Origin of the sequence: Roseovarius sp. A-2 (assembly GCF_002072155.1) — a bacterium.
Taxonomy (GTDB): Bacteria; Pseudomonadota; Alphaproteobacteria; order Rhodobacterales; family Rhodobacteraceae; genus Roseovarius.
Map to the genome: position 1 here is coordinate 242,232 of NZ_BDIY01000003.1, position 20,923 is coordinate 263,154.

Consider the following 20,923-nt stretch of genomic DNA (forward strand, 5'->3'; position numbering starts at 1 on the left):
GACGAAGGGGCCGTCATTGCAACAAGGAGAAGAACGATGACGACGACAAGACGCAAGTTCCTGAAAACTGCCGGTGCCGGTGCGGTCGCGGCCCCGCTCGCGGCCCCCGCGCTCGCGCAATCGACGATCACCTGGCGGATGCAGACCTATGCCGGCGCGGCCTTGGCCGAGCATGTGGTGAAACCGGCCATCGACACGTTCAACAAGATCGCGGGCGACCGCATGCAGATCGAGCTTTTCTATGCCGATCAGCTGGTTCCCACCGGCGAGCTTTTCCGCTCCATGCAGCAGGGCACCATAGACGCCGTGCAGTCCGACGATGACAGCATGGCGAGCCCGACGGAAGTGACAGTCTTTGGCGGCTATTTCCCGTTCGGCTCGCGTTACAGCCTTGATGTGCCGGTGCTGTTCAACCAGTACGGCCTCAAGGAAATCTGGGAAGAGGAATACGCCAAGGTCGGCGTCAAACATATCAGCGCCGGGTCCTGGGATCCGTGCCATTTCGCCACCAAGGACCCGATCCACAGCCTTGAGGACATGAAGGGCAAGCGCATCTTTACCTTCCCGACGGCGGGCCGGTTCCTGACGCAGTTCGGCGTCGTGCCGGTGACCCTGCCCTGGGAGGATATCGAGGTTGCGGTGCAGACCGGCGAGCTTGACGGCATCGCGTGGTCGGGCATCACCGAGGATTACACGGTGGGTTGGGCGGACGTGACCAACTACTTCCTGACCAACAACATTTCGGGCGCGTGGGTTGGCCATTTCTTTGCCAATATGGGCCGTTGGGAGGAATTGCCGGAAGACTTGAAACTTCTGCTCGCCACCTGCATGGAACAGTCGCATTACTATCGTCAGTGGTGGTATTGGGGCGGTGAGGCGCGCCTGCGGGTAAACGGTGACAAGATGAAGCTGACAACGATCCCGGATGCGGAATGGGCGACGGTGGAGACAGCTGCGCGCGAGTTCTGGAACGAGATCGCGGCGGAATCCGAGACCAAGGCCAAGGTCGTGGAGATCTTCAAGCAATACAACGCCGATATGGAAAAGGCCGGACGCCCCTACCGCTATACCTGAGCGGGGCGCATGCCGACATCAGAGGGGGGCCTGTCCCGGGCCCCCTTTGCCAAACCTGAATGGAGCGAACGACCATGACTGCCCTGACACTGGATGCGCTGAAAACCAAGGCCGCGAGCGGCGAGATCGACACGGTGCTGGCCTGCGCCGTGGACATGCAGGGCCGCCTTGTGGGCAAGCGGTTCCACGTGTCGAATTTTCTAGAGGCGGGGTTTGAGGAAACACATTGCTGTAACTACCTGCTGGCCACCGATCTGGAGATGGAAACGCCCGACGGCTATGCCGCGACCAGTTGGGCCATGGGCTATGGCGATTACACGATGAAGCCCGACCTCGCCACGCTCTGCCCGGTGCCGTGGCTCGAGGGCACCGCGCTGGTGCTGTGCGATTTCCTCGATCATCACGGTCATGCGCCGGTGCCGCATTCGCCGCGCCAGATCCTCAAGGCGCAGATCGAGCGCGCGACGGCCATGGGTCTCACGCCGATGATGGCGACCGAGTTGGAGTTCTTCCTGTTCCAGAACTCCTATGACGAGATCCGCGCCAGCGGTTACCGTGACCTCACGACGCTGGTGAAATACAATCAGGATTACTCGATCCAGTTCACGACCCGCGAAGAGCACGTCATGCGCCCGGTGCGCAATGCGCTATACGCCATGGGCATTCCGGTTGAGAACACCAAGGGCGAGGCCGAGATCGGGCAAGAAGAGCTCAACATTCGCTACGGCGATGCGCTCGAGGCCTGCGACCGGCACACGCTGGCCAAGCACGCTGTCAAGGAGATTGCCGCCCAGCACGGCCATGCCGCGACCTTCCTGCCGAAATGGCGCGCCGACAAGGTGGGCAGTGCCGCGCATATCCACCAATCGCTGTTTGGCGCCGAGGGCAACGTGTTCCATGACGCGGGCGCGCCGCATTCGATGTCGCAGGTGATGCGCCATTACGTGGCCGGGCTGTTGAAATATGCGCCCGACTGCATGCTCCTGATGGCGCCCTATATCAACAGCTACAAACGCTTCGTGCCGGGCACCTTCGCCCCCACCAAGACCGCGTGGTCGATCGACAACCGCACTGCCGGGTTCCGGCTGGTGGGCGAGGGTACCAAGGGCGTGCGCATCGAATGCCGCATCCCCGGCTCTGACATGAACCCCTATCTCGCCTGTGCCGGGCAACTGGCGGCGGGGCTTGCGGGGATCGAGGAGGAACTGGACCTGCCCGATCCCGCGCAGGGCGATCTCTACAGCATGGCCGACGTGGCCGAGGTGCCGCACAAGCTGAGCATGGCGACCGAGACCTTCCGCAATTCGGCGATGCTCCGGCGGGCCTTCGGCGATGCGGTGGTCGATCACTACACCCGCGCGGCAGAGGTCGAGCAGGAGGATTTCGACCGCGCCGTGACCGATTACGAGGTGCAGCGCGGATTCGAGCGGGCGTGAGGGCGCCGCCGTCGGAGTCGAGTATTTTTGGAACGATGAAAGGGCGGGACATGCGCCTGCTGGGAAGAGTGTGAACATGCCGGAACTGAAATGTATTTCCCCTATTGACGGATCGGTCTTTGCCACGCGCGAGACATTGAGCCCCGAGGTGGCGCGCGACGCCATTTCCGAGACCCGCGCGGCGCAGGCCGCATGGGCGGCGCGGCCCTTGCAGGAGCGTATAGACCTGGTGGTGGCGGGCGTCGCCGCTGTCGGCGAGATGAACGACGAAATTGTGCCGGAACTGGCCCGGATGATGGGCCGCCCGGTGCGCTATGGCGGCGAGTTCGGCGGCTTCAACGAGCGGGCCTCCTACATGGCCGAGATCGCCGCGCAGGGGCTCGCAGATATCGAGGTATCCGACAACGGCGCGTTCCACCGCTATATCCGCCGCGTGCCGCATGGCGTGGTATTCGTCGTGGCCCCGTGGAATTACCCCTACATGACGGCGATCAATACAGTGGCGCCTGCGCTCATCGCCGGGAATGCGGTGGTGCTGAAACACGCGACGCAGACCCTCTTGGTGGGTGAGCGCATGGCGCGGGCCTTTCATGCGGCGGGCGTGCCCGAGGCGGTGTTCCGCAACGTGTTCCTGGATCATGACACCACATCGACGCTGATCGCCGAAGGGGTGTTCGATTTTGTCAATTTCACCGGCTCGGTCGGCGGCGGTCAGACGATGGAGCGCGCCGCCGCGGGCACATTTACCGGGCTGGGGCTGGAACTCGGCGGCAAGGATCCGGGCTATGTGATGGACGATGCCGACCCGGTGACGGCAGCCGAGGGGCTGATTGACGCCGCGATGTTCAACTCGGGTCAGTGCTGTTGCGGGATCGAGCGGATTTATGTGCACGAAAACCTGTTTGATGCGTTTCTGGCGAAGGCGATCGAGATTGTGAACGGCTACCGTCTTGGCGATCCGATGGACCCCGAGACCACTATCGGCCCAATGGCGAACAAACGCTTCGCCGACGAGGTGCGGGCCCAGATCGACGAGGCCGTGGCGGCGGGGGCTGTCGCGCATATCGAGACCTTCCCGCAGGATGATGGTGGCTGTTACCTGACGCCGCAGATCCTGACCAAGGTCACCCATGACATGCGCGTCATGCGCGACGAGAGCTTTGGCCCCGTGGTCGGCATCATGCCGGTCAAGGACGACGAAGAGGCGATCGCGCTCATGAATGACAGCCCCTTCGGCCTCACGGCCTCGCTCTGGACACGTGATGCGGCGCGCGCCGCAAAGGTGGGTGATGCGATCGAGACCGGCACGGTCTTCATGAACCGGGCTGATTACCTCGATCCTGCGCTGTGCTGGACCGGCTGCAAAAGCACCGGACGGGGCGGCGCGCTCTCGGTCATCGGCTATCACAACCTGACCCGTCCGAAATCCTATCATCTCAAGAAGGCAACGACATGACACTTACCGCAAACTGGTCCTATCCCACCGCCATCCGATTCGGCGCGGGCCGCATCGCGGAACTGGCCGAGGCCTGCCGCAGCGCCGGGATCACCCGCCCGCTGCTGGTCACCGACAAGGGGCTGGCCCCGCTGCCGATCACCGCGCAGGCAATGGAGATCCTGCGCAAGGCGGGGCTGGAGGCCGCCGTCTTCTCGGAGGTCGATCCCAACCCCAATGAGATCAACCTCGCCGCCGGGGTCGAGGCCTACAAGGCCGGCGGCCATGACGGGGTGATCGCCTTCGGCGGCGGCTCGGGACTCGACCTGGGCAAATGCGTGGCCTTCATGGCGGGGCAGACGCGGCCCGTCTGGGATTTCGAGGATGTCGGTGATTGGTGGACCCGCGCGGATGCCGATGCCATCACACCGATCATCGCCGTGCCTACCACCGCCGGGACCGGCTCGGAGGTCGGGCGCGCAGGCGTGCTGACCAACTCCGTCAGTCATGAGAAGAAGATTATCTTTCACCCGAAAATGCTGCCCGCCACGGTGATCTGCGATCCCGAGCTGACCGTCGGTATGCCAAAGGCAATCACGGCGGGCACCGGGCTCGATGCCTTTGCGCATTGCGTCGAGGCGTTTTCCAGCCCGCATTACCACCCGATGAGCCAGGGCATCGCGCTCGAAGGCATGCGGCTGGTGATCGAGAACCTGCCGCGCGCCTACGCCACCCCCGACGATATCGAGGCGCGCGCGCATATGATGAGTGCTGCGGCCATGGGCGCGACCGCGTTCCAGAAAGGTCTGGGCGCGATCCACGCCATGAGCCATCCGGTGGGCGCGCATTTCAACACCCATCATGGCACCACCAATGCCGTCTGCATGCCAGCGGTTCTGGATCTGAACGCGCCCGTGATTGGCGGCCGCTTCGACCTTGCGGCGGGTTATCTGGGCATTGAGGGCGGCTATGACGGCTTTCGCGCCTTCGTGGGCCGCTTCAACGACAGTTTCAGCGTGCCCAAGGGGCTGGCCGCGCTCGGCGTGACCGAGGATGCGATACCGGCGCTGGTCGAGGGTGCGATCAAGGACCCGTCCTGTGGCGGCAACCCGGTAGAGCTGACCGAGGAAAACCTTACAGCACTGTTCCGGGCGGCGATGTAGCCAGCCTTACCCTGCGCGCGCGTTTTGCGGCAGGATGTAGGGGCGGTTGCCGGAGGGCGGCACGCTGACCGCCAGATCGCAGCCATAGACCGCAGAGAGCGTTTCCGAGGTGATCACCGCCTCGGGCGTGCCTTCGGCCACCACGCGGCCTGATTGCATCATCACCACGTGATCGGCGAACATCGAGGTGAGGTTGAGATCATGCATCACCGCGACCACCCCGCCGCCGCGCGCGGCGAAATCGCGGGCGAGGCGCATGACGCTGAGTTGATGGCCGATATCGAGGCTTGAGACCGGCTCGTCGAGAAAGAGCCAGTTGGGGCCGTCGGGGCACGCGGGCTCCCATATCTGGGCCAGCACACGAGCGAGTTGCACGCGTTGTTGTTCGCCGCCCGACAGGTCCTGGTAGGTGCGGCTGGCCATGTGGCGCAGCCCGACATGATCCAAGGCGCGCAGGGGCAGGTCGGGACGGTCGGCGAAACGCCCCGCGCCGTGGCCGATGCGGACGACCTCGATCACGGTGAAGGGAAAGGCCAGCCGGGCGCTCTGTGGCAACACGCCCCGGCGCGGGGCGAGGGCCATGGCATGGCGCGGATGGACCGGCAGGCCACACATGGCGATTGCGCCCTCAACTGCGAGTTCACCGGTGAGCGCACGCAACAGCGTGGTCTTGCCCGAGCCGTTGGGGCCTGCGATGGCGGTCAGCTGGCCTGAGCGAGCGGTGAGGCTGACATCGTGCAGGATGGGCGTGGCGCCGAGACGCAGCGAGACATGATCGGCTTGCAGCATCAGAAATCCACCAGGCCGCGCCGCCGCAGCAATATCCACAGGAATACCGGCGCGCCGAGCACTGCGGTGACGATTCCGATGGGCAACTCGGCTGGAGCGATGAGCAGGCGGCTGAGAATATCCGCGCCCAGAAGCAGGCTTGCGCCCAGAAGCGCGCTGTTGATCAGCAAGGGCCCGTGATCCGGACCTGTGGCCAGCCGCAGGAGGTGCGGCACGACGATGCCGACAAAGCCGATGCCGCCCGAGACCGCGACCGCAGCACCTGTGGCCCCTGCGACGATGAGGATGGCAAGGGTCTTGGTGCGCTGCACCGGGATGCCGAGATGCAGCGCCGTCGCCTCGCCCAAGGCCAACCCGTTGAGGCCACGCCCAAGCGTGGCGGCGGCAAGGAGGGCGAGGGCGATGATCGGGGTGGTGGTGGCAAGCTTGGCCCATGTCGCCCCGGCGAGCGAGCCGAGACCCCAGAAGGTGAGATCGCGCAATTGCTGGTCGTCGGCGGCATAGACCATCAGCCCCGACACCGCGCCAGAGAGCGCCCCGAGAGCGATGCCCGCCAGCAGCATCGTCGCCACCGAGGTGCGCCCGCCGCGCGTGGCCACCCCGTAGAGCAGCAGCACCGAGGCCCAACTGCCGAGAAACGCGGCCAGCGGCACGGTATAGACGCCGATGAGGGACTGAAACGCTGGGGGCAGCAACCCGCCCAGCACGATGGCGGTGATCGCGCCCAGCCCCGCACCCGCGCTGACGCCGACGATGCCGGGATCGGCGAGCGGGTTGCGAAAGAGCCCCTGCATCACCGCGCCCGACACGGCGAGTGCCGCACCCACGAGTGCGCCCATGGCGAGGCGCGGCAGGCGCACCTCCCACAGAATGATGCGCGCTAGGGTCTCGTCCTGCGTGCTGCCGGTGACGAGGCCGAGAAGCGAGACGCCCGATGCGCCGCTTTCAAGGCTGATCGCGCAGACCGCAACGAGCAGCAGCCCGAGCCACAGATGCGCCTGCCGCGCGGTGGCGCGGCGGTCGCGCGGGGCGGCGTGCGCCGGGTCAGCTTGGGTCAGTGTCATCATCGGCCCCGGGCGTTGCATAGACGGCGCTGTGCAGGTCGCGCGCGGCCTGCGCGGTGCGCGGGCCGAAGCCCAGAAGGTAGAGCCCCTGCATGCGGATCACCGCGCCGGTCGTGGCGGCGGGGGTGGCGCGGATCGCGGGCATGGACAAGAGCACCTCGTCCTCGATGGCGTGATCGCCGCCGCGATCCATCATCAGGATCACGTCGGGGGCGGTGCGGATGACCGCCTCGTCGGTCAGCTGTTTATAGCCCTCGAATGCGTCCACGGCGTTAACCGCGCCCGCCATCTCGATGATGCCCGCCGCCTGCGTGCCGGTGCCCCCGGCGAGGATGCGCCCGCCTTGCAGGCTAAGGATGAACAGGACGCGCCGCGCATCGCCGGGGGCGATCTGCGCGGTCCTGCGGGCGGTCGCGTCGAGCGCGGCGCGGATCTCGGCGATGAGCGTCGCGGCGCGGTCGGGCAGGCCGAGCGCGCGGCCCACTACCTCGATTTTCTCTAGGATGCCGGGGCCGTCACTGGCCTCGGGCACGGCCGTGAAGGGAAGGCCCGAGGCCTTGAGCACCTGAATCGTTTCCGGTGGGCCTGCGCCCTCGATGGCGAGGATATGGTCGGGCGCGACCGAGAGCACGCCCTCGGGGCTGAGCGCGCGGGCATAGCCCACGTCGGGCAGCTCGGTCACCTCGGGCGGGTAGGTAGAGGTGGTGTCGCGCGCAACGAGCCGGTCGCCCGCGCCGAGCGCGTGGACGATCTCGGTCACCGACCCGCCGATGGAGAGCAGGCGATCTGCGGACTGGCCGAAGGCGGGCAGGGCGCATAGAGCGGTGGCCTGCGCGAGTAGGGTGCGACGGGTGAGACGGGTCATGCGGGCACCCCTGCATCGGCGCGGTCGGGCAGGGCGGCGACCAGCGCGCCGAAGGCCGGGCGGTGGTCGCGATCCTCCTTGCGCAGGCCGAAGATTTGCAGGATCAGGCCGCCTTCGGCGTCGAACGCCTCGACCGAAATGGCGGGGCCGCGTTGTGTGGGCTTCTCGACCGCCCAGACCTCGGCGATATGGTCGCGGCGCAGGTGCAGGTTGAAGCCGGGATCAAGCACGTTCTGCCACGGTCCCATGGTCTTGAGCGTCTGGACCGGGCCGGAATGGATCTGGATGCAGCCGCGATTGCCGACGAAGATCATCGACTCGGTGCCGTCTGTGGCGAGGCGCGTCAGCAGCGTGTCTACCGCCTCGGGGGCGAGCGCACGCACGAAGGGCGCGCCCGCGATGCGGTAGGCGCCCAAGCGGTTCATCCTGAGCTTGGAGGTCAGGCGCAGGAACTGATGCGTGTCGGTCAGGCGCTGCCATTCCTCGCGCAAAATCTCGGTCTTGTCGGGGTTGGATTTGGGGGGCTCTGGGGCCTGACGCGCGGCGACATCGAGGGTCTGGCCCTGATCGGGCAGCGCCTGCGACAGGCGCAATCCGTCCCAAGCGGTGAGCGATGAGCCCTCGCGCAGGAAGATCTTGTGCACCGCGTCGCCTGCGGCGTCGAACACCTGAAGACTGCGGCGGAGGCCGGTGTCGGCCTCGGTTTCGACCATGAAGGCGTGGCACCAATGGCTGGGAAAGAGGCGCAGGTCGATCTCGGGCGTGAGGATCATCGCTGCGTGTTTGCCGGTGTGGTAATTGTCGTATCGTCCGACCTTTTCATGCACGCAGGAGGGGTTGCGGGTGAGCGCCATCACCTCGCCGAGTTTCTGCGCGGCCGCCATCACCTGATCGGGATGCGCCGCGATGCGCGTGGCACCCGCGCCAGTGGAGGCGGCGACAAGCTGCGCCTCGGAAATGCCCAGGCTGTCGGCTTGATCGCGGCTGCGCAGTTTCGGGTTCTCGGCCTGAAAGGCGCGGATTGCGTCGGGGGTTATGGGGGCGGTCTGAGCCATGCCTACCTCTCGTGTCGTTCGATTGGATGGCTGCATCGCGCTGCTGCGGATGTGGCTGCGGGGCGTGGGACCTGATCCCGCGCCGTGAATGTTGAGTCTTTTACTCGATAACATCCCGTCGGCGCAAGAGAGCGGGCAAGATAAACTTGACTGTAATACTACACTATTCTATCAGGCCGCATCGCCACCTAATCGCACCGCATACCCGGTCAGGCAGCTACCGATCAAACGGTCATCTGCGGGAAGGGACTGACATGGTGTTTATCAAACATTGGCGAAACGGGTCCGGGCTGGGCCTTGGATGTGTGCTGGCGGTGCATGCCGGATTTGCGTCGGCACAGGAGGGTGAGGCGGCAGCGCAAGACACGTTCCGCCTGCCCGATATCGTGATCTTCGGGGCCGCGCGGGACGAGCGTGCGCTGCTCGACACGCCGAACGCGGCGAGTGTCGTGGGCGAAGAGGAGATCCGCCGCCGCCAGCCCTCGACCTATGCGGAGATGCTCGACGATGTGCCGGGGCTGAGCATCGAGGGCGGACCGCGCGGCGTGAGCCAGGAGATCAACATTCGCGGTTTTCAGGACGAGCAGGTGGTGCTGCGCCTTGATGGAGGGCGGCAGAATTTCAACCTCGCGCATCGCGGGCGGTTCTTCACCGATCCGATGATCCTCAAGCAGGTGGAGGTGCTGCGCGGCGGAGCCTCGACGCTCTTTGGCTCGGGCGCGCTTGGCGGGGTGGTCTTTACTGACACCAAGGACGCGCGTGACGTGATCGACCCCGGCAAGACCGTGGGCGGCGAGGTGAGCACCGGTTACAATTCCAACGGCAATGAATGGAAATACGGGGCCACGGGCGCGGTGCAGCACGGCGCGTTCGACGCGCTGATCTTTCTGTCGGGGCGCGATCGGGGCAGCGATATCGAGGATGGCAGCGGTGCCGATATCGTCGATAGCCAGATCGACAGCGAGAATTACCTTCTGAAATTCGGGGTCGAGCCCGCGGATGGCCTGCGATTCGAGACCAGCTATCAGCGCTACGAGGATGACGGCGTCACCCCGCCCAACACCAATGTGCAGGGCACGCCAACCACCAGCGTCAATCGGGAACTGACCCATGAGGCGGTGCGCGCCGGGGTCGAGTGGAACCCCGCGGGCAATCCGCTGGTCAATGCCAACGCGCTGTTCTTTTACAACAATACTGAGGTGCGCGAGGACCGGATCTTCGACGGGCGGTTCGACACCACGGATTTCGAGACGGTGGGCTTCGAGATCACCAACATCTCGGAATTCGATATCGGCGTGCCGGTGGCGCTGTCCTACGGGTTCGAGGTCTTTGAGGATAGGCAGACGGGCACCCGCGACGGCGCGCCGCGCGCGCAGACGCCGGATGCGAAACAGCAATTCTATGCCGCCTTCGCGCAGGCCGATTTCACTGTCACTCCGACCCTGACCCTGACAGCGGGATTGCGCTATGACGTGATTGACACGAAGCCTGAAGGCGGCTTTGCCAGCCGGTCGGACGAGGAGTTTTCGCCCAAGCTGGCGCTATCCTGGCGGCCGACTGAGAATACACAGGTCTTCGCCTCGGCCTCGCGGTCGTTCCGCGCCGCCTCATTGACCGAGATGTTTCCGCAGGGCGTGCATTTCATCGCCGGGCCGGGCTTTCCGCTTGGCGGGCCGGGATCGCCGTTCTTTACCGGCGTGAACGAGTTCCTGCCAACGCCGACCCTGCGGCCCGAGACCGCCGATCAGATCGAGATCGGCATGCGGCACCGGATCGATGGCCTGTTCTGGCGCGGCGACCGGCTCGACCTGTCGGGCAACATCTACTACGCCGAGGTGGATGATTTCATCGACACGGTGGTGACCTTCATCGACCCCGCGACCACCGGTTTCAACCCTGTGACCGGGCGGCTGGAGGTCGCCGGGTCCACCACCTCGCGCAATATCGACGCGCGGCTCTACGGGTTGGAACTGAGCGCCGATTACGACGCGCAGTCTTGGTTCGGGGGCGCGTCGCTGTCGGTGCCGCGCGGCGAGAGGCGGGGTGGCGCGGGTGAGTTGGGTTCGATCCCGCAGGACCGGCTGGTGTTGACCGGCGGGCTGCGGCCTGCGCCGGGCTGGGAGTTGGGCGCGCGCGCCACCTTCCTGCGCAAGCTTGATGCCGGTGATCTGCCCGCCGGAACCCAGCCGGTGGCTGCGGCCGAAGTCTTCGACGTCTTTGCCAGTTGGCAGCCACAGCGCGGCATGCTGGAGGGCACCTTAATCAGTGCTGGCGTCGACAATGTGTTCGACGAGAATTACCGCATTCATCCCAACGGGCTGAACAATCCCGGCGTGACGGCGAAATTGACGATTTCCCGGCGTTTCTGACGCAGGACAGGGGCGCGCGGTTGCGCGCGCCCTTTTTCAGGCGAAGCCGGTGATAAGCTGGCGCAAGCCGATGGCCGCGCCCGCGAAGATCGCCGCGAAGGTCACCGGCGCGCTGAGCGACAGGACGGAAAAAGCCGAGATGCCCTGACCCACCGTGCAGCCAAAGGCTAACACCGCGCCGAAGCCCATGCAGACCGCGCCGAGGATCTGGCGCTTGAGTTCGCGCGGGTCCTCGCAGGCCTCCCACCGGAAATGTCCCTTGATCAGGCTGCCGCAGAACGCGCCCGCCAGCACGCCGAAGACCGAGGCCACGCCAAAGCTGAGCCCGCCGCCGCTGGCGGTCATCAAAAACAGGATGGATTCGCCAAGCGGCGCCGAAAACGTGTGGCTCTGGACCGGTTGCAGCATGAAGCCGTGGGTCGCTACCCAGGACGTGCCGATCCAACCCGAGGTGATGGCAAGCCCCACCAGCGCCCCCCAGAGCATCGACCGGCGATCGCGCAGGAACCCGCGCGAGCCGAGCGCCAGAAGCGCGATACCGCCCGAAATGATCAACCCCGCCCCGATCATCGGCAAACCGGTCAGACGCTCGACGATCTGGGCATAGCTTTGCGTGTCGAGGGCGGGGGTGGTGGCCTCGGTTGCCATCACGCGCAGCCGGGCCAGCGGGCCCGACATCATCGCATAGGCCGCGATGCCCATCACCAGCACGATCACGAAAGACCGCAGATCACCGCCGCCGAACCGCGCCAGCGCGCCAAAGCCGCAATTGCCCGCCAGCGACATGCCATAGCCAAAGAGCAGCCCGCCGAGGATCGAGGCAAAGGGCGACCAGGGCGTGAGCCAGTAGACGTTCATCGCGATATCGAACCCGCCAAGCGCCACCGCGGCAAAGGCCGACAGCCCCGCCACGCCGATCGCCAGCCCCCACATCCGCAGGCGCGTGTCGCTGTGCTGATAGAGATAATCCTCGATCGCACCAAGGGTGCAGAATCGCCCCAGCCGCGCCGCAAGGCCAAGGATCAGCCCGCCGCCGAACCCGATGAGCACTATCAGCACAGGTTCTGGAATGCCGCCGGGCATGTGTCTCCTCCATTTGTCGCTGGCAAGGCCCCGACTCCTCCGTCAGGGCTGCTTGCAAAAGAGATCGTGAACCACTTCGAGCATCGTGATCGCCCGTCGGTCTGTCAAACGGTAATAGATCGCCTTGCCGTCCCGTCGTGGTGTCACCAGCCGCTCTGTGCGCAGCCGCGAGAGTTGCTGAGAGACCGCCGCCTGACGCGCCGAGAGCAGGTTTTCAAGCTCGGTCACGGTCTTTTCCCCGGTGGCGAGGTGACACAGGATCATCAGCCGCCCCTCATGGCTGATCGCCTTTAGGAAATCGGCGGCGTCATGGGCGTGGCCCAGCATCGTGTCGAGGTTCTCTGGCGTGATGTCCATGCTTGGCAGAGGGGCTTTGCGCAGCATGGCCGGTTACCGCGGGGCCGTGGCGTCGGGATGCGCGTCAAGCAACTGCCCAAGCAGGAACCAGAAAAACTCGTCTCCGGCATAGCCCTCCATCCGGCCCAGTTCCTGCCCCTCGTGCACCAGCACGAATGTGGGGGTGAAAACCGGACGTGAGGTAAAGGCCACGTCCTCGGGCAGGTCATTGATCAGCACCCGGCGCAGCGGCGCGCGCGCGCCTTCCTCGGTCTTGGGATAGGCCGGGGCGATCTCGGCGTTCCACTGTTCGCACCAGTGACAGCCGTGTTGCTCGACCATGATCAACTCTGCCGCGCGAAGCGGCCCGGTAAGGCCAAGCGTCAGCCCAAGGCTGACCAGAACGGCGGCGCATATACGCATTTTTTTCTTCCGATTGACGGATGGTATAAAACATATGATAGTTTGAATGTGTTTTCGGATCAACCCATGTAAGGCCACCTTATGCTAGATGTCTCCATGCTTAGCGCGTTTGTCGGCGGGCTGATCGTATTCTTCTCACCCTGCGTACTGCCGATCGTGCCGTTTTATCTCAGCTACATGGCGGGGGCCTCAATGTCGGAAATCAGCGCCGAGGGGCGGCTGGCCCCGGGCGTACGCCGCCGCGCCTTTGCCGCATCGGTGATGTTCTCGGCGGGAATCATCACCGTGTTCGTGCTGCTGGGGGCGGCAGCCTTCGGACTGAGTCAGGCGTTTCGCGGGTTTCAGACCGAGTTTCGGCTGTTTGCTGCGCTGGTGGTGCTGATCCTCGGGCTGCATTTCCTGGGCGTGTTGCGGATCGGCTTTCTCAACCGCGTTTTCCAGATGGAGGCGGGCGATACCAGGAACATGTCGGTTCTGGGGGCCTATGTGGTCGGCTTTGCCTTTGCCGCCGGGTGGACGCCCTGCGTGGGCGGGGTGCTGACCGCTGTCGTCTTTACCGCGAGCACCGAGGCCACGGCAATGGAAGGGTTGGGGTTGCTGCTGGTCTTTGGCTTAGCGATGACCACGCCGTTCATGGTGGCGTCACTCTTTATCGGGCCGTTCCTGCGGTTCGCCTCGAAATTCCGCCGCCATCTGCCCAAGGTGGAAAAGGCGATGGGGCTGTTGCTGATCGTGTTTGCCGCGCTGATTGCCACCGACAGCGTCAACTATATCGCGCAATGGATGCTGGAGACGTTTCCGGTGTTCCAGACCATCTAGAAAGGAGGAGATTATGATACGACTTCTAAGTCTGCTGGCGGCCTGTCTGCTGGCGCTGCCGGTGGCCGCCGCCGAGTTGGGCGATGACGGCCTGCACAAGACCGATTGGATGCGCGACACGTTCAAGGACCTGCGCGAAGATCTGGAAGAGGCGAATGCCGAGGGCAAGCGCCTGATGATCATGGTCGAGCAGCGCGGCTGCATCTACTGCACGCGGATGCATGAGCATGTGTTTCCACGCCCCGAGATCGCCGACTATATCCGCGAGAATTTCTTTGTCGTGCAGCTCAACCTGCATGGCGATATCGAGGTAACGGATTTCGACGGGGAATCGCTGAGCGAAAAGGCCGCGACCCGCAAATGGGGGTTGCTGTTCACGCCGTCGATTCTGTTCCTGCCCGAAGACGTGCCCGAGGGGCAGACGGCGGCGCAGGCGGCGGTGGCGCTGATGCCCGGCGCGTTCGAGGCCGGCACCACGCTCGACCTGCTGACATGGGTAAATGAAAAGCGGTATGCGCTTGATACCGATGAAGATTTCCAGCGCTACCACGCGCGGCGCATCGAGGAACGCGCAGCAGAATGAGGCGCGTTTGGATGAGTGTCGGATTACATTAAATTCAAAGATTAGAATTTAATGTTGTGCGTTCACGCTATTGTGCCCTATGATATACAAAAATGTGAATGTGTTAGGGAGGACGCATGAAACGAACACTTATCACGATCGCGCTGGTCGGTGCCGCAACGGGTGCCGCAGCTGCCGAGATCGCCCCCGGCGAGGTGCCCTTCGAGGATGGTGCCGTGGCCGTTTCGCTGACCGGGGCGCCCGGTGACCCTGTCCGTGGCCGCGAGGTGGTGGGCAACAAGTCGCTTGGCAACTGCGTGGCGTGTCATGCCAATTCCGACATGAGCGACATTCCATTTCATGGTGAGATCGGCCCGATGCTTGATGGCGCGGGCGAACGCTGGAGCGAGGCTGAATTGCGCGGAATCGTGGCCAATGCCAAGATGATGTTTCCGGACTCGATGATGCCGTCCTTCTACCGGGTGGATGGGTTCACCCGGCCCGGCAACGCCTATACGGGCGAGGCGGCGGATGACAGTTTTGGCCCGCTTCTCACCGCGCAACAGGTCGAGGACGTGGTGGCCTATCTTTCAACCCTCAAGTACTGACCGCCGCCCCCACAAGGGGCGGTCTCGAACAGGAGTTCAGCACAATGACAATGACGAGACGTAGTGTGATGGTGATGGGCGCGGGGGCATTTGTGGCCTTTGGCCTGCCTATGCGAGCGAGCGCCGCAGGCGAGGACGCCATCGCGGAGTTCACCGGTGGGGCAGACATGGGCGGCGAGGGTCTGACCCTGACCGCACCCGAGATCGCAGAGAACGGCAACACCGTGCCGATCGAGGTCGACGCCCCCGGGGCCGAGGCGATTCTCGTAGTCGCGATGGGCAACCCGACACCCGGCGTGGCCGAGTTCAAGTTCGGTCCGCTGGCCGGTTCGAACAGCGCCTCGACCCGTATCCGCCTTGCAGGCACGCAAGACGTGGTGGCGATCGCCAAGATGAAGGATGGCTCTTTCGTCAAGGCCTCGAGCAACGTCAAGGTCACCATCGGCGGCTGCGGCGGCTGAGGCAGGAATTAGGAGAATCCGACAATGGCAGACAATGTGAAACCCCGCGTGAAAGCGCCGCGCAAGGCAAGTGCCGGCGAGACGGTCACGATCAAGACCCTGATCAGCCACCCGATGGAATCCGGTCAGCGCAAGGACGCCGATGGCAACACCATCCCGCGTTCGATCATCAACCGTTTCACCTGTGAGTTCGGCGGCGAGATGGTAATCGACGTGACCATGGAACCCGCGATCTCGACCAATCCGTATTTCGAGTTCCAGGCGGTCATTCCCGACGCCGGTGACATGAAGTTCACCTGGTACGACGACGATGGCTCTGTCTACGAAGAGACCAAGAGCATCGCGCTGGCCTGAGAAAGGCATCACCGTCAGGGAGGGACGATAATGAAAAGAACAGCACTGATAACGGCGCTTTTCGGAGCGAGTGCGATCACGGTGGGGGCGGCATGGGCCGAACCCGTCGAGGATACGCTGATCATCAACGAAGAGACCGAACTCACCACCTGGACCGACGCCCCGGCGGCGGTCGAGGGGGCGCTGCCCGAGGTGATCTCTGGCTGGCATTTCCGCGGCACCGAGACCCGCGCCATGCAGGCCGATGATTTCGACAATCCCGGCATGATCTTTGTCGAACAGGCGATGGATGCCTGGAACACGGTCGAGGGTGAGGCGGGTAAGTCCTGTGCAAGCTGCCATGGCGATGCCGAGGACAGCATGAAGGGCGTTCGCGCGGTCTACCCCAAGTGGAACGAGGACGCGGGCGAGGTGCGCACGCTGGAGATGCAGGTCAACGCCTGCCGAACCGAGAACATGAAGGCCGAGCCGCTGAAATACACCGGCACCGATATGACCAGCATGCTGGCGTTGATCTCGTCGGTGTCGCGCGGCATGCCCGTGAACGTGGCAACGGATGGCCCGGTGGCCGAAACATGGCAGCAGGGCAAGGAACTCTACTACACCCGCACCGGCCAGTTGGAGCTGAGCTGCGCCAATTGTCACGAGGACAATTATGGCCGCATGATCCGTGCCGACCACCTGAGCCAGGGCCAGATCAACGGCTTTCCGGTCTACCGGCTGAAGAACACCAAGCTGAACGCGGTGCATGCCCGCTTCAAGGGCTGCGTGCGCGACACCCGCGCCGAGACGTTCAGCCCCGGCAGCCCCGAATTCGTGGCGCTGGAGCTTTATGTCGCGAGCCGCGGCAACGGTCTGTCGGTCGAAGGGCCGTCGGTCCGCAACTGAGTGCCCCCCGCCTAGCCATGGGCCGGGCGGGGTTTTTCTTGACTAAAAACATTCAAAATCCCGCATGTGATACTGCGGGTGTGGAAAGGTCAAACATGATCTCGCGTCGCGATTTTCTTCAAACGAGCATGGCGGCTTCGGCCATCCTTGGGGCATCGTCCTTCGGCAACTGGGCGAAACTGGCCGCACAACAGGCGCTGACGCAGGATCAGCTCTTGCAGTTCGACACGTTCGGCAATGTGAGCCTGATCCACATCACCGACATTCACGCGCAACTCAAGCCGATCTATTTCCGCGAACCGTCGATCAATATCGGCGTGGGTGACAACAAGGGCGCGGTGCCGCATGTCACCGGGGCCGATTTCCGCAAGCTTTACGGCATCGACGATCGCAGCCCCTCGCATTACGCGCTGTCGTCGGGCGATTTCAGCGCGCTGGCGCAGGCCTATGGCAAGGTTGGCGGGCTTGACCGCGTGGCGACCGTGATCAATGCGATCCGCGCCGACCGCCCCGATGCGATCCTGCTCGATGGTGGCGACACGTGGCATGGCTCTTACACATGTTATCACACTGAAGGGCAGGACATGGTCAACGTGATGAACGCGTTGAAACCGGACGCGATGACCTTTCATTGGGAGTTCACGCTCGGCTCTGACCGGGTGCATGAGATTGTCGAGGGCTTGCCCTTTGCAGCCCTGGGCCAGAACATTTTTGACGCCGAATGGGACGAGCCCGCAGAGCTGTTCCCGCCCTACAAGTTCTTTGAACGCGGCGGTGCCAAGATCGCCGTGATCGGTCAGGCCTTCCCCTATATGCCGATTGCCAATCCCGGCTGGATGTTCCCCGAATACAGCTTTGGCATCCGCGACGAGAACATGCAGGCGATGGTGGACGAGGTGCGCGGGCAGGGGGCCGAACTGGTGGTGGTGCTCAGTCATAACGGCTTTGACGTGGACAAGAAGATGGCGGGCATTGTCAGCGGCATTGACGTGATCCTGTCGGGCCACACCCATGACGCCCTGCCCGAGCCGGTGCTGGTGGGCGAGACGATCATCGTGGCCTCTGGCTCAAACGGCAAGTTCGTCAGTCGCGTTGATCTGGATGTGCGTGACGGGCGGATGATGGGCTTTCGCCACAAGCTGATCCCGATCTTCTCGGACGTGATCGAACCAGACAAGGAGGTGGCCGCGCTCATTGATGAGCAACGTGCGCCGTTCAAATCCGAGCTGGAGGAGGTGATCGGCCAGACCGAGAGCCTGCTTTACCGGCGCGGCAATTTCAACGGCTCGTGGGATGACCTGATCTGCGAGGCGCTGATCGAGGAGCGCGAGGCCGATATCGCGATGTCGCCCGGCGTGCGGTGGGGCCCGTCCCTCATCCCCGGGCAGGACATCACCCGCGAGGATATCTTCAACGTCACCTCGATGACCTATGGCAAGGCGTACCGATCTGAGATGACCGGCGAGTTCATCAAGGTGATCCTGGAAGACGTGGCCGACAACATCTTCAACCCCGATCCTTATTACCAGCAGGGCGGCGACATGGTGCGGATCGGCGGCATGGGCTACCGCATCGACATCAACCAGCCGCAGGGCAGCCGGATCAGCGACATGACGCTGCTGAGCACCGGCGAGGTGATTGATCCGTCGAAGAATTACGTGGTCGCCGGTTGGGCCAGCGTGAACGAGGGCACCGAAGGCCCGCAGATCTGGGACGTGGTCGAGAACCATATCGCCAGGCAGGGCACCGTGCGTGTCGCACCCAATGACAGCGTCAAGGTGATTGGCGCATGAGAACCAGTCGAGAGGAGGCATTCGAGATGTCGAAGCTTTTCAAGGGAAAACCCACCTCGCGCCGCGCCTTCCTGCGCGGCAGCGTGGCCGCTGCGGCGGGGGTCGTCACGGCGAGCGCGGCACAGGCGGGCACGCCCGATCCGTTGATCACGGATGTGCAGCCCTGGGCCACGGGCCTTGGCGATGGTGTAGATGCCTCGCCCTACGGCTTGCCCATCGAATACGAATCGGATGTGGTGCGCCGCAACGTCGAATGGCTGACCGCCGATACGATCTCCTCGATCAACTTCACGCCGATTCATGCGCTTGACGGCACCATCACGCCGCAGGGCTGCGCCTTTGAGCGGCACCATTCCGGCGCTATTGATCTGAGGAAAGAAGATTACCGGCTGATGATCAACGGGCTGGTGGATCGGCCGCTGGTCTTCACCTATGCCGATCTCGAACGCTTCCCGCGTGAGAACCACGTCTATTTCTGCGAATGCGCCGCCAACACGGGCATGGAATGGGCGGGCGCTCAATTGAATGGCGCGCAGTTCACCCATGGCATGATCCACAACATGGAATATACCGGCGTGCCGCTGCGCACCCTGCTGGAAGAGGCGGGATTGGATGTGGCGGGCGATCTCAAGGACAAGTGGGTCTATGTCGAGGGGGCCGATGCGTCATCAAACGGCCGCTCGATCCCGATGGGCAAGGCACTTGGCGATTGCCTCGTGGCGTTCAAGGCCAATGGCGAGGCCCTGCGCAAGGAGCATGGATATCCCGTGCGCCTCGTGGTTCCCGGCTGGGAAGGCAACATGTGGGTCAAGTGGATCCGCCGTATCGAGGTGACCGACGGCCCGGTGGAGAGCCGCGAGGAGACCAGCAAATACACCGATACGCTGGCTGATGGCACAAGCCGCAAATGGACATGGGTGATGGATGCCAAATCGGTCATCACCTCGCCCAGCCCGCAAGCGCCCATAACTCACGGAAAAGGGCCGCTTGTGATCACCGGCCTTGCCTGGTCCGGCCACGGCGCGATCACCCGTGTCGATGTCTCCAAGGATGGTGGCAAGACCTGGGAAACCGCCCGTCTGGCCAAGGAGGGCGAGGCCAAGGCGCTGACCCGCTTCTATCTCGACACCACATGGGACGGCGAGGAGATGCTGCTGCAAAGCCGCGCGATGGATGACACCGGCTATATCCAGCCCACCAAGGCGCAGTTGCGCGAGGTGCGCGGCGAAAACTCGATCTATCACAACAACTGTATTCAGACATGGTGGGTGCGGCCCAACGGGGAGGCGGAAAATGTCGAGGTTTCTTAAATTCACGCTGGTCGCGGGCATCACCATCAGCGCCACCGCTACCGCCGTCTGGCCGGGCGAATACGGGCTGGGGCGCGAGGCGCTGCCCGAAGAAATCGCCGCATGGGATGTCAAGATCATGCCCGACGGGCGCGGCCTGCCGGAAGGGTCGGGCGATGTGTGGACCGGCGACGAGGTCTTTGCCGAACATTGCGCCGCCTGCCACGGCGATTTCGCCGAAGGCATCGGCAATTGGCCCAAGCTGGCGGGGGGGCAGGGCACGCTTGACCACAAGGACCCGCTCAAGACCGTGGGGTCCTACTGGCCGCATCTGTCGACGGTGTGGGATTACGTCAACCGCTCGATGCCCTTTGGCAACGCGCAGAGCCTGACACCCGACGATGTCTATGCGATCACTGCCTATATCCTTTATTCCAACAACCTGGTGGACGATGATTTCGTCCTGAGCCACGAGAATTTTGCCGAATTCGAGATGCCCAATGCGGACGGCTTCATCGTCGATGACCGCGCGGTCACGGAATACGCGATCTGGCATGGCGAGCCCTGCATGGAGAACTGCAAGGACAGTGTCGAGATCACCATGCGTGCCGCCGTGCTGGACGTGACGCCGGATGAGGAAGGCACTGAAACTGAGGCCGCCGCGCCCGCAGAGCCAGAGCCGGTCGAGGCGGCTGCCGTTGAGATCGCGCCGGAGCCCGCATCAGCGCCGGACCCGGAGCTTGTCGCCGCCGGTGAAAAGGTGTTCCGCAAATGCAAGGCTTGTCATCAGGTCGGCGAGGGTGCCAAGAACCGCGTGGGGCCGCAGCTTAACGATGTGATGGGCCGTGCCGCCGGCGCGGTGGATGGCTTCAAGTACTCCTCGGCCCTCGAAGGCATGGCCGCTGACGGGCTGGTCTGGGACCAGGAAAACCTTGCCGCGTTTCTGGCTAATCCGCGCGGCTTCATGAAGGAGACGCGCATGGCCTTTGCCGGACTCAGGTCGGACGAGGATATCGCGGCGATCACCGCCTATCTCTCGACCTTCGGGGAGTAACCC

Annotated in this window: 21 protein-coding genes; 14 read left to right on the forward strand and 7 right to left on the reverse strand. The window is 64.0% G+C overall.

Annotation, left to right across the window (positions count from 1 at the left end):
* The first annotated feature begins 36 nt into the window (after positions 1–36).
* The 4 genes from BHD06_RS06495 (at position 37) to BHD06_RS06510 (ending at position 5,108) form a co-directional block, all read left to right on the forward strand.
* Positions 37–1,074 (forward strand): TRAP transporter substrate-binding protein, encoded by a 1,038-nt coding sequence (locus tag BHD06_RS06495; protein WP_080456175.1) that lies wholly within the window; start codon positions 37–39, stop codon positions 1,072–1,074.
* Positions 1,075–1,148: 74 nt separating this feature from the next.
* Positions 1,149–2,510, forward strand: a complete 1,362-nt coding sequence (locus BHD06_RS06500; RefSeq protein ID WP_080456176.1) for a glutamine synthetase family protein — start codon at positions 1,149–1,151, stop codon at positions 2,508–2,510.
* A gap of 76 nt (positions 2,511–2,586) precedes the next feature.
* A complete protein-coding gene (locus BHD06_RS06505) occupies positions 2,587–3,966 on the forward strand; it encodes an aldehyde dehydrogenase family protein (protein WP_080456317.1) in 1,380 nt (459 codons plus the stop codon).
* Complete coding sequence (locus BHD06_RS06510) at positions 3,963–5,108, forward strand: iron-containing alcohol dehydrogenase (RefSeq protein WP_080456177.1); 1,146 nt, start codon at positions 3,963–3,965, stop codon at positions 5,106–5,108. Before BHD06_RS06505 ends, BHD06_RS06510 begins: the two co-directional genes overlap by 4 nt.
* Before the next feature lie 6 nt (positions 5,109–5,114).
* Here BHD06_RS06510 and BHD06_RS06515 read toward each other — a convergent pair whose 3' ends face one another.
* From BHD06_RS06515 to BHD06_RS06530, 4 genes are read right to left on the reverse strand one after another with little or no spacing between them, the layout of a single operon-like run.
* Positions 5,115–5,897, reverse strand: a complete 783-nt coding sequence (locus BHD06_RS06515) for a heme ABC transporter ATP-binding protein (RefSeq protein WP_080456178.1) — start codon at positions 5,895–5,897, stop codon at positions 5,115–5,117.
* Positions 5,897–6,961, reverse strand: coding sequence for an iron ABC transporter permease (locus tag BHD06_RS06520; protein ID WP_080456318.1), 1,065 nt, complete (start codon positions 6,959–6,961; stop codon positions 5,897–5,899). The genes BHD06_RS06515 and BHD06_RS06520 overlap by 1 nt, the downstream gene beginning before the upstream one ends.
* A complete protein-coding gene (locus BHD06_RS06525) occupies positions 6,942–7,826 on the reverse strand; it encodes a hemin ABC transporter substrate-binding protein (protein ID WP_080456179.1) in 885 nt (294 codons plus the stop codon). Before BHD06_RS06525 ends, BHD06_RS06520 begins: the two co-directional genes overlap by 20 nt.
* Entirely contained in the window at positions 7,823–8,881 is a 1,059-nt protein-coding gene (locus BHD06_RS06530) for a hemin-degrading factor (protein WP_080456180.1), read from the reverse strand. Before BHD06_RS06530 ends, BHD06_RS06525 begins: the two co-directional genes overlap by 4 nt.
* A gap of 254 nt (positions 8,882–9,135) precedes the next feature.
* Here BHD06_RS06530 and BHD06_RS06535 point away from each other — a divergent pair, with 254 nt between their 5' ends.
* Positions 9,136–11,250, forward strand: a complete 2,115-nt coding sequence (locus BHD06_RS06535; RefSeq protein ID WP_080456181.1) for a TonB-dependent receptor domain-containing protein — start codon at positions 9,136–9,138, stop codon at positions 11,248–11,250.
* Between the two features lie 36 nt (positions 11,251–11,286).
* Here BHD06_RS06535 and BHD06_RS06540 read toward each other — a convergent pair whose 3' ends face one another.
* The 3 genes from BHD06_RS06540 to BHD06_RS06550 are packed head-to-tail and all read right to left on the reverse strand — an operon-like array spanning position 11,287 to position 13,092.
* A complete protein-coding gene (locus tag BHD06_RS06540; protein WP_080456182.1) occupies positions 11,287–12,333 on the reverse strand; it encodes a YeeE/YedE family protein in 1,047 nt (348 codons plus the stop codon).
* A gap of 42 nt (positions 12,334–12,375) precedes the next feature.
* Positions 12,376–12,717 carry a helix-turn-helix transcriptional regulator gene (locus BHD06_RS06545; protein ID WP_254892333.1) on the reverse strand — a complete coding sequence of 114 codons (342 nt, stop codon included), beginning with the start codon at positions 12,715–12,717 and terminating at the stop codon, positions 12,376–12,378.
* Between the two features lie 6 nt (positions 12,718–12,723).
* Positions 12,724–13,092 carry a hypothetical protein gene (locus tag BHD06_RS06550; RefSeq protein WP_080456184.1) on the reverse strand — a complete coding sequence of 123 codons (369 nt, stop codon included), beginning with the start codon at positions 13,090–13,092 and terminating at the stop codon, positions 12,724–12,726.
* 81 nt (positions 13,093–13,173) lie between these two features.
* Here BHD06_RS06550 and BHD06_RS06555 point away from each other — a divergent pair, with 81 nt between their 5' ends.
* The 9 genes from BHD06_RS06555 (at position 13,174) to BHD06_RS06595 (ending at position 20,920) form a co-directional block, all read left to right on the forward strand.
* Positions 13,174–13,911: a cytochrome c biogenesis CcdA family protein gene (locus tag BHD06_RS06555; RefSeq protein ID WP_080456185.1), complete on the forward strand. Its 738-nt coding sequence runs from the start codon at positions 13,174–13,176 to the stop codon at positions 13,909–13,911.
* 13 nt (positions 13,912–13,924) lie between these two features.
* Positions 13,925–14,494, forward strand: a complete 570-nt coding sequence (locus BHD06_RS06560) for a thioredoxin family protein (RefSeq protein ID WP_080456186.1) — start codon at positions 13,925–13,927, stop codon at positions 14,492–14,494.
* Between the two features lie 116 nt (positions 14,495–14,610).
* Positions 14,611–15,081: a sulfur oxidation c-type cytochrome SoxX gene (gene soxX, locus BHD06_RS06565; protein WP_080456187.1), complete on the forward strand. Its 471-nt coding sequence runs from the start codon at positions 14,611–14,613 to the stop codon at positions 15,079–15,081.
* 44 nt (positions 15,082–15,125) lie between these two features.
* The gene (gene soxY, locus BHD06_RS06570) at positions 15,126–15,542 is read left to right on the forward strand and encodes a thiosulfate oxidation carrier protein SoxY (RefSeq protein ID WP_080456188.1); all 417 of its coding nucleotides are present in this window, start codon (positions 15,126–15,128) and stop codon (positions 15,540–15,542) included.
* 24 nt (positions 15,543–15,566) lie between these two features.
* Positions 15,567–15,896, forward strand: a complete 330-nt coding sequence (gene soxZ / locus BHD06_RS06575) for a thiosulfate oxidation carrier complex protein SoxZ (RefSeq protein ID WP_080456189.1) — start codon at positions 15,567–15,569, stop codon at positions 15,894–15,896.
* Positions 15,897–15,926: 30 nt separating this feature from the next.
* Complete coding sequence (soxA, locus tag BHD06_RS06580) at positions 15,927–16,784, forward strand: sulfur oxidation c-type cytochrome SoxA (RefSeq protein ID WP_080456190.1); 858 nt, start codon at positions 15,927–15,929, stop codon at positions 16,782–16,784.
* Positions 16,785–16,879: 95 nt separating this feature from the next.
* Positions 16,880–18,577 (forward strand): thiosulfohydrolase SoxB, encoded by a 1,698-nt coding sequence (gene soxB, locus BHD06_RS06585; protein ID WP_080456191.1) that lies wholly within the window; start codon positions 16,880–16,882, stop codon positions 18,575–18,577.
* A 26-nt stretch (positions 18,578–18,603) separates the two neighbouring features.
* The gene (gene soxC / locus BHD06_RS06590; protein ID WP_080456192.1) at positions 18,604–19,887 is read left to right on the forward strand and encodes a sulfite dehydrogenase; all 1,284 of its coding nucleotides are present in this window, start codon (positions 18,604–18,606) and stop codon (positions 19,885–19,887) included.
* On the forward strand, positions 19,871–20,920 hold the full coding sequence (locus tag BHD06_RS06595) for a c-type cytochrome (protein WP_080456193.1): 1,050 nt from the start codon (positions 19,871–19,873) through the stop codon (positions 20,918–20,920). Before soxC ends, BHD06_RS06595 begins: the two co-directional genes overlap by 17 nt.
* Positions 20,921–20,923 lie beyond the last annotated feature (3 nt).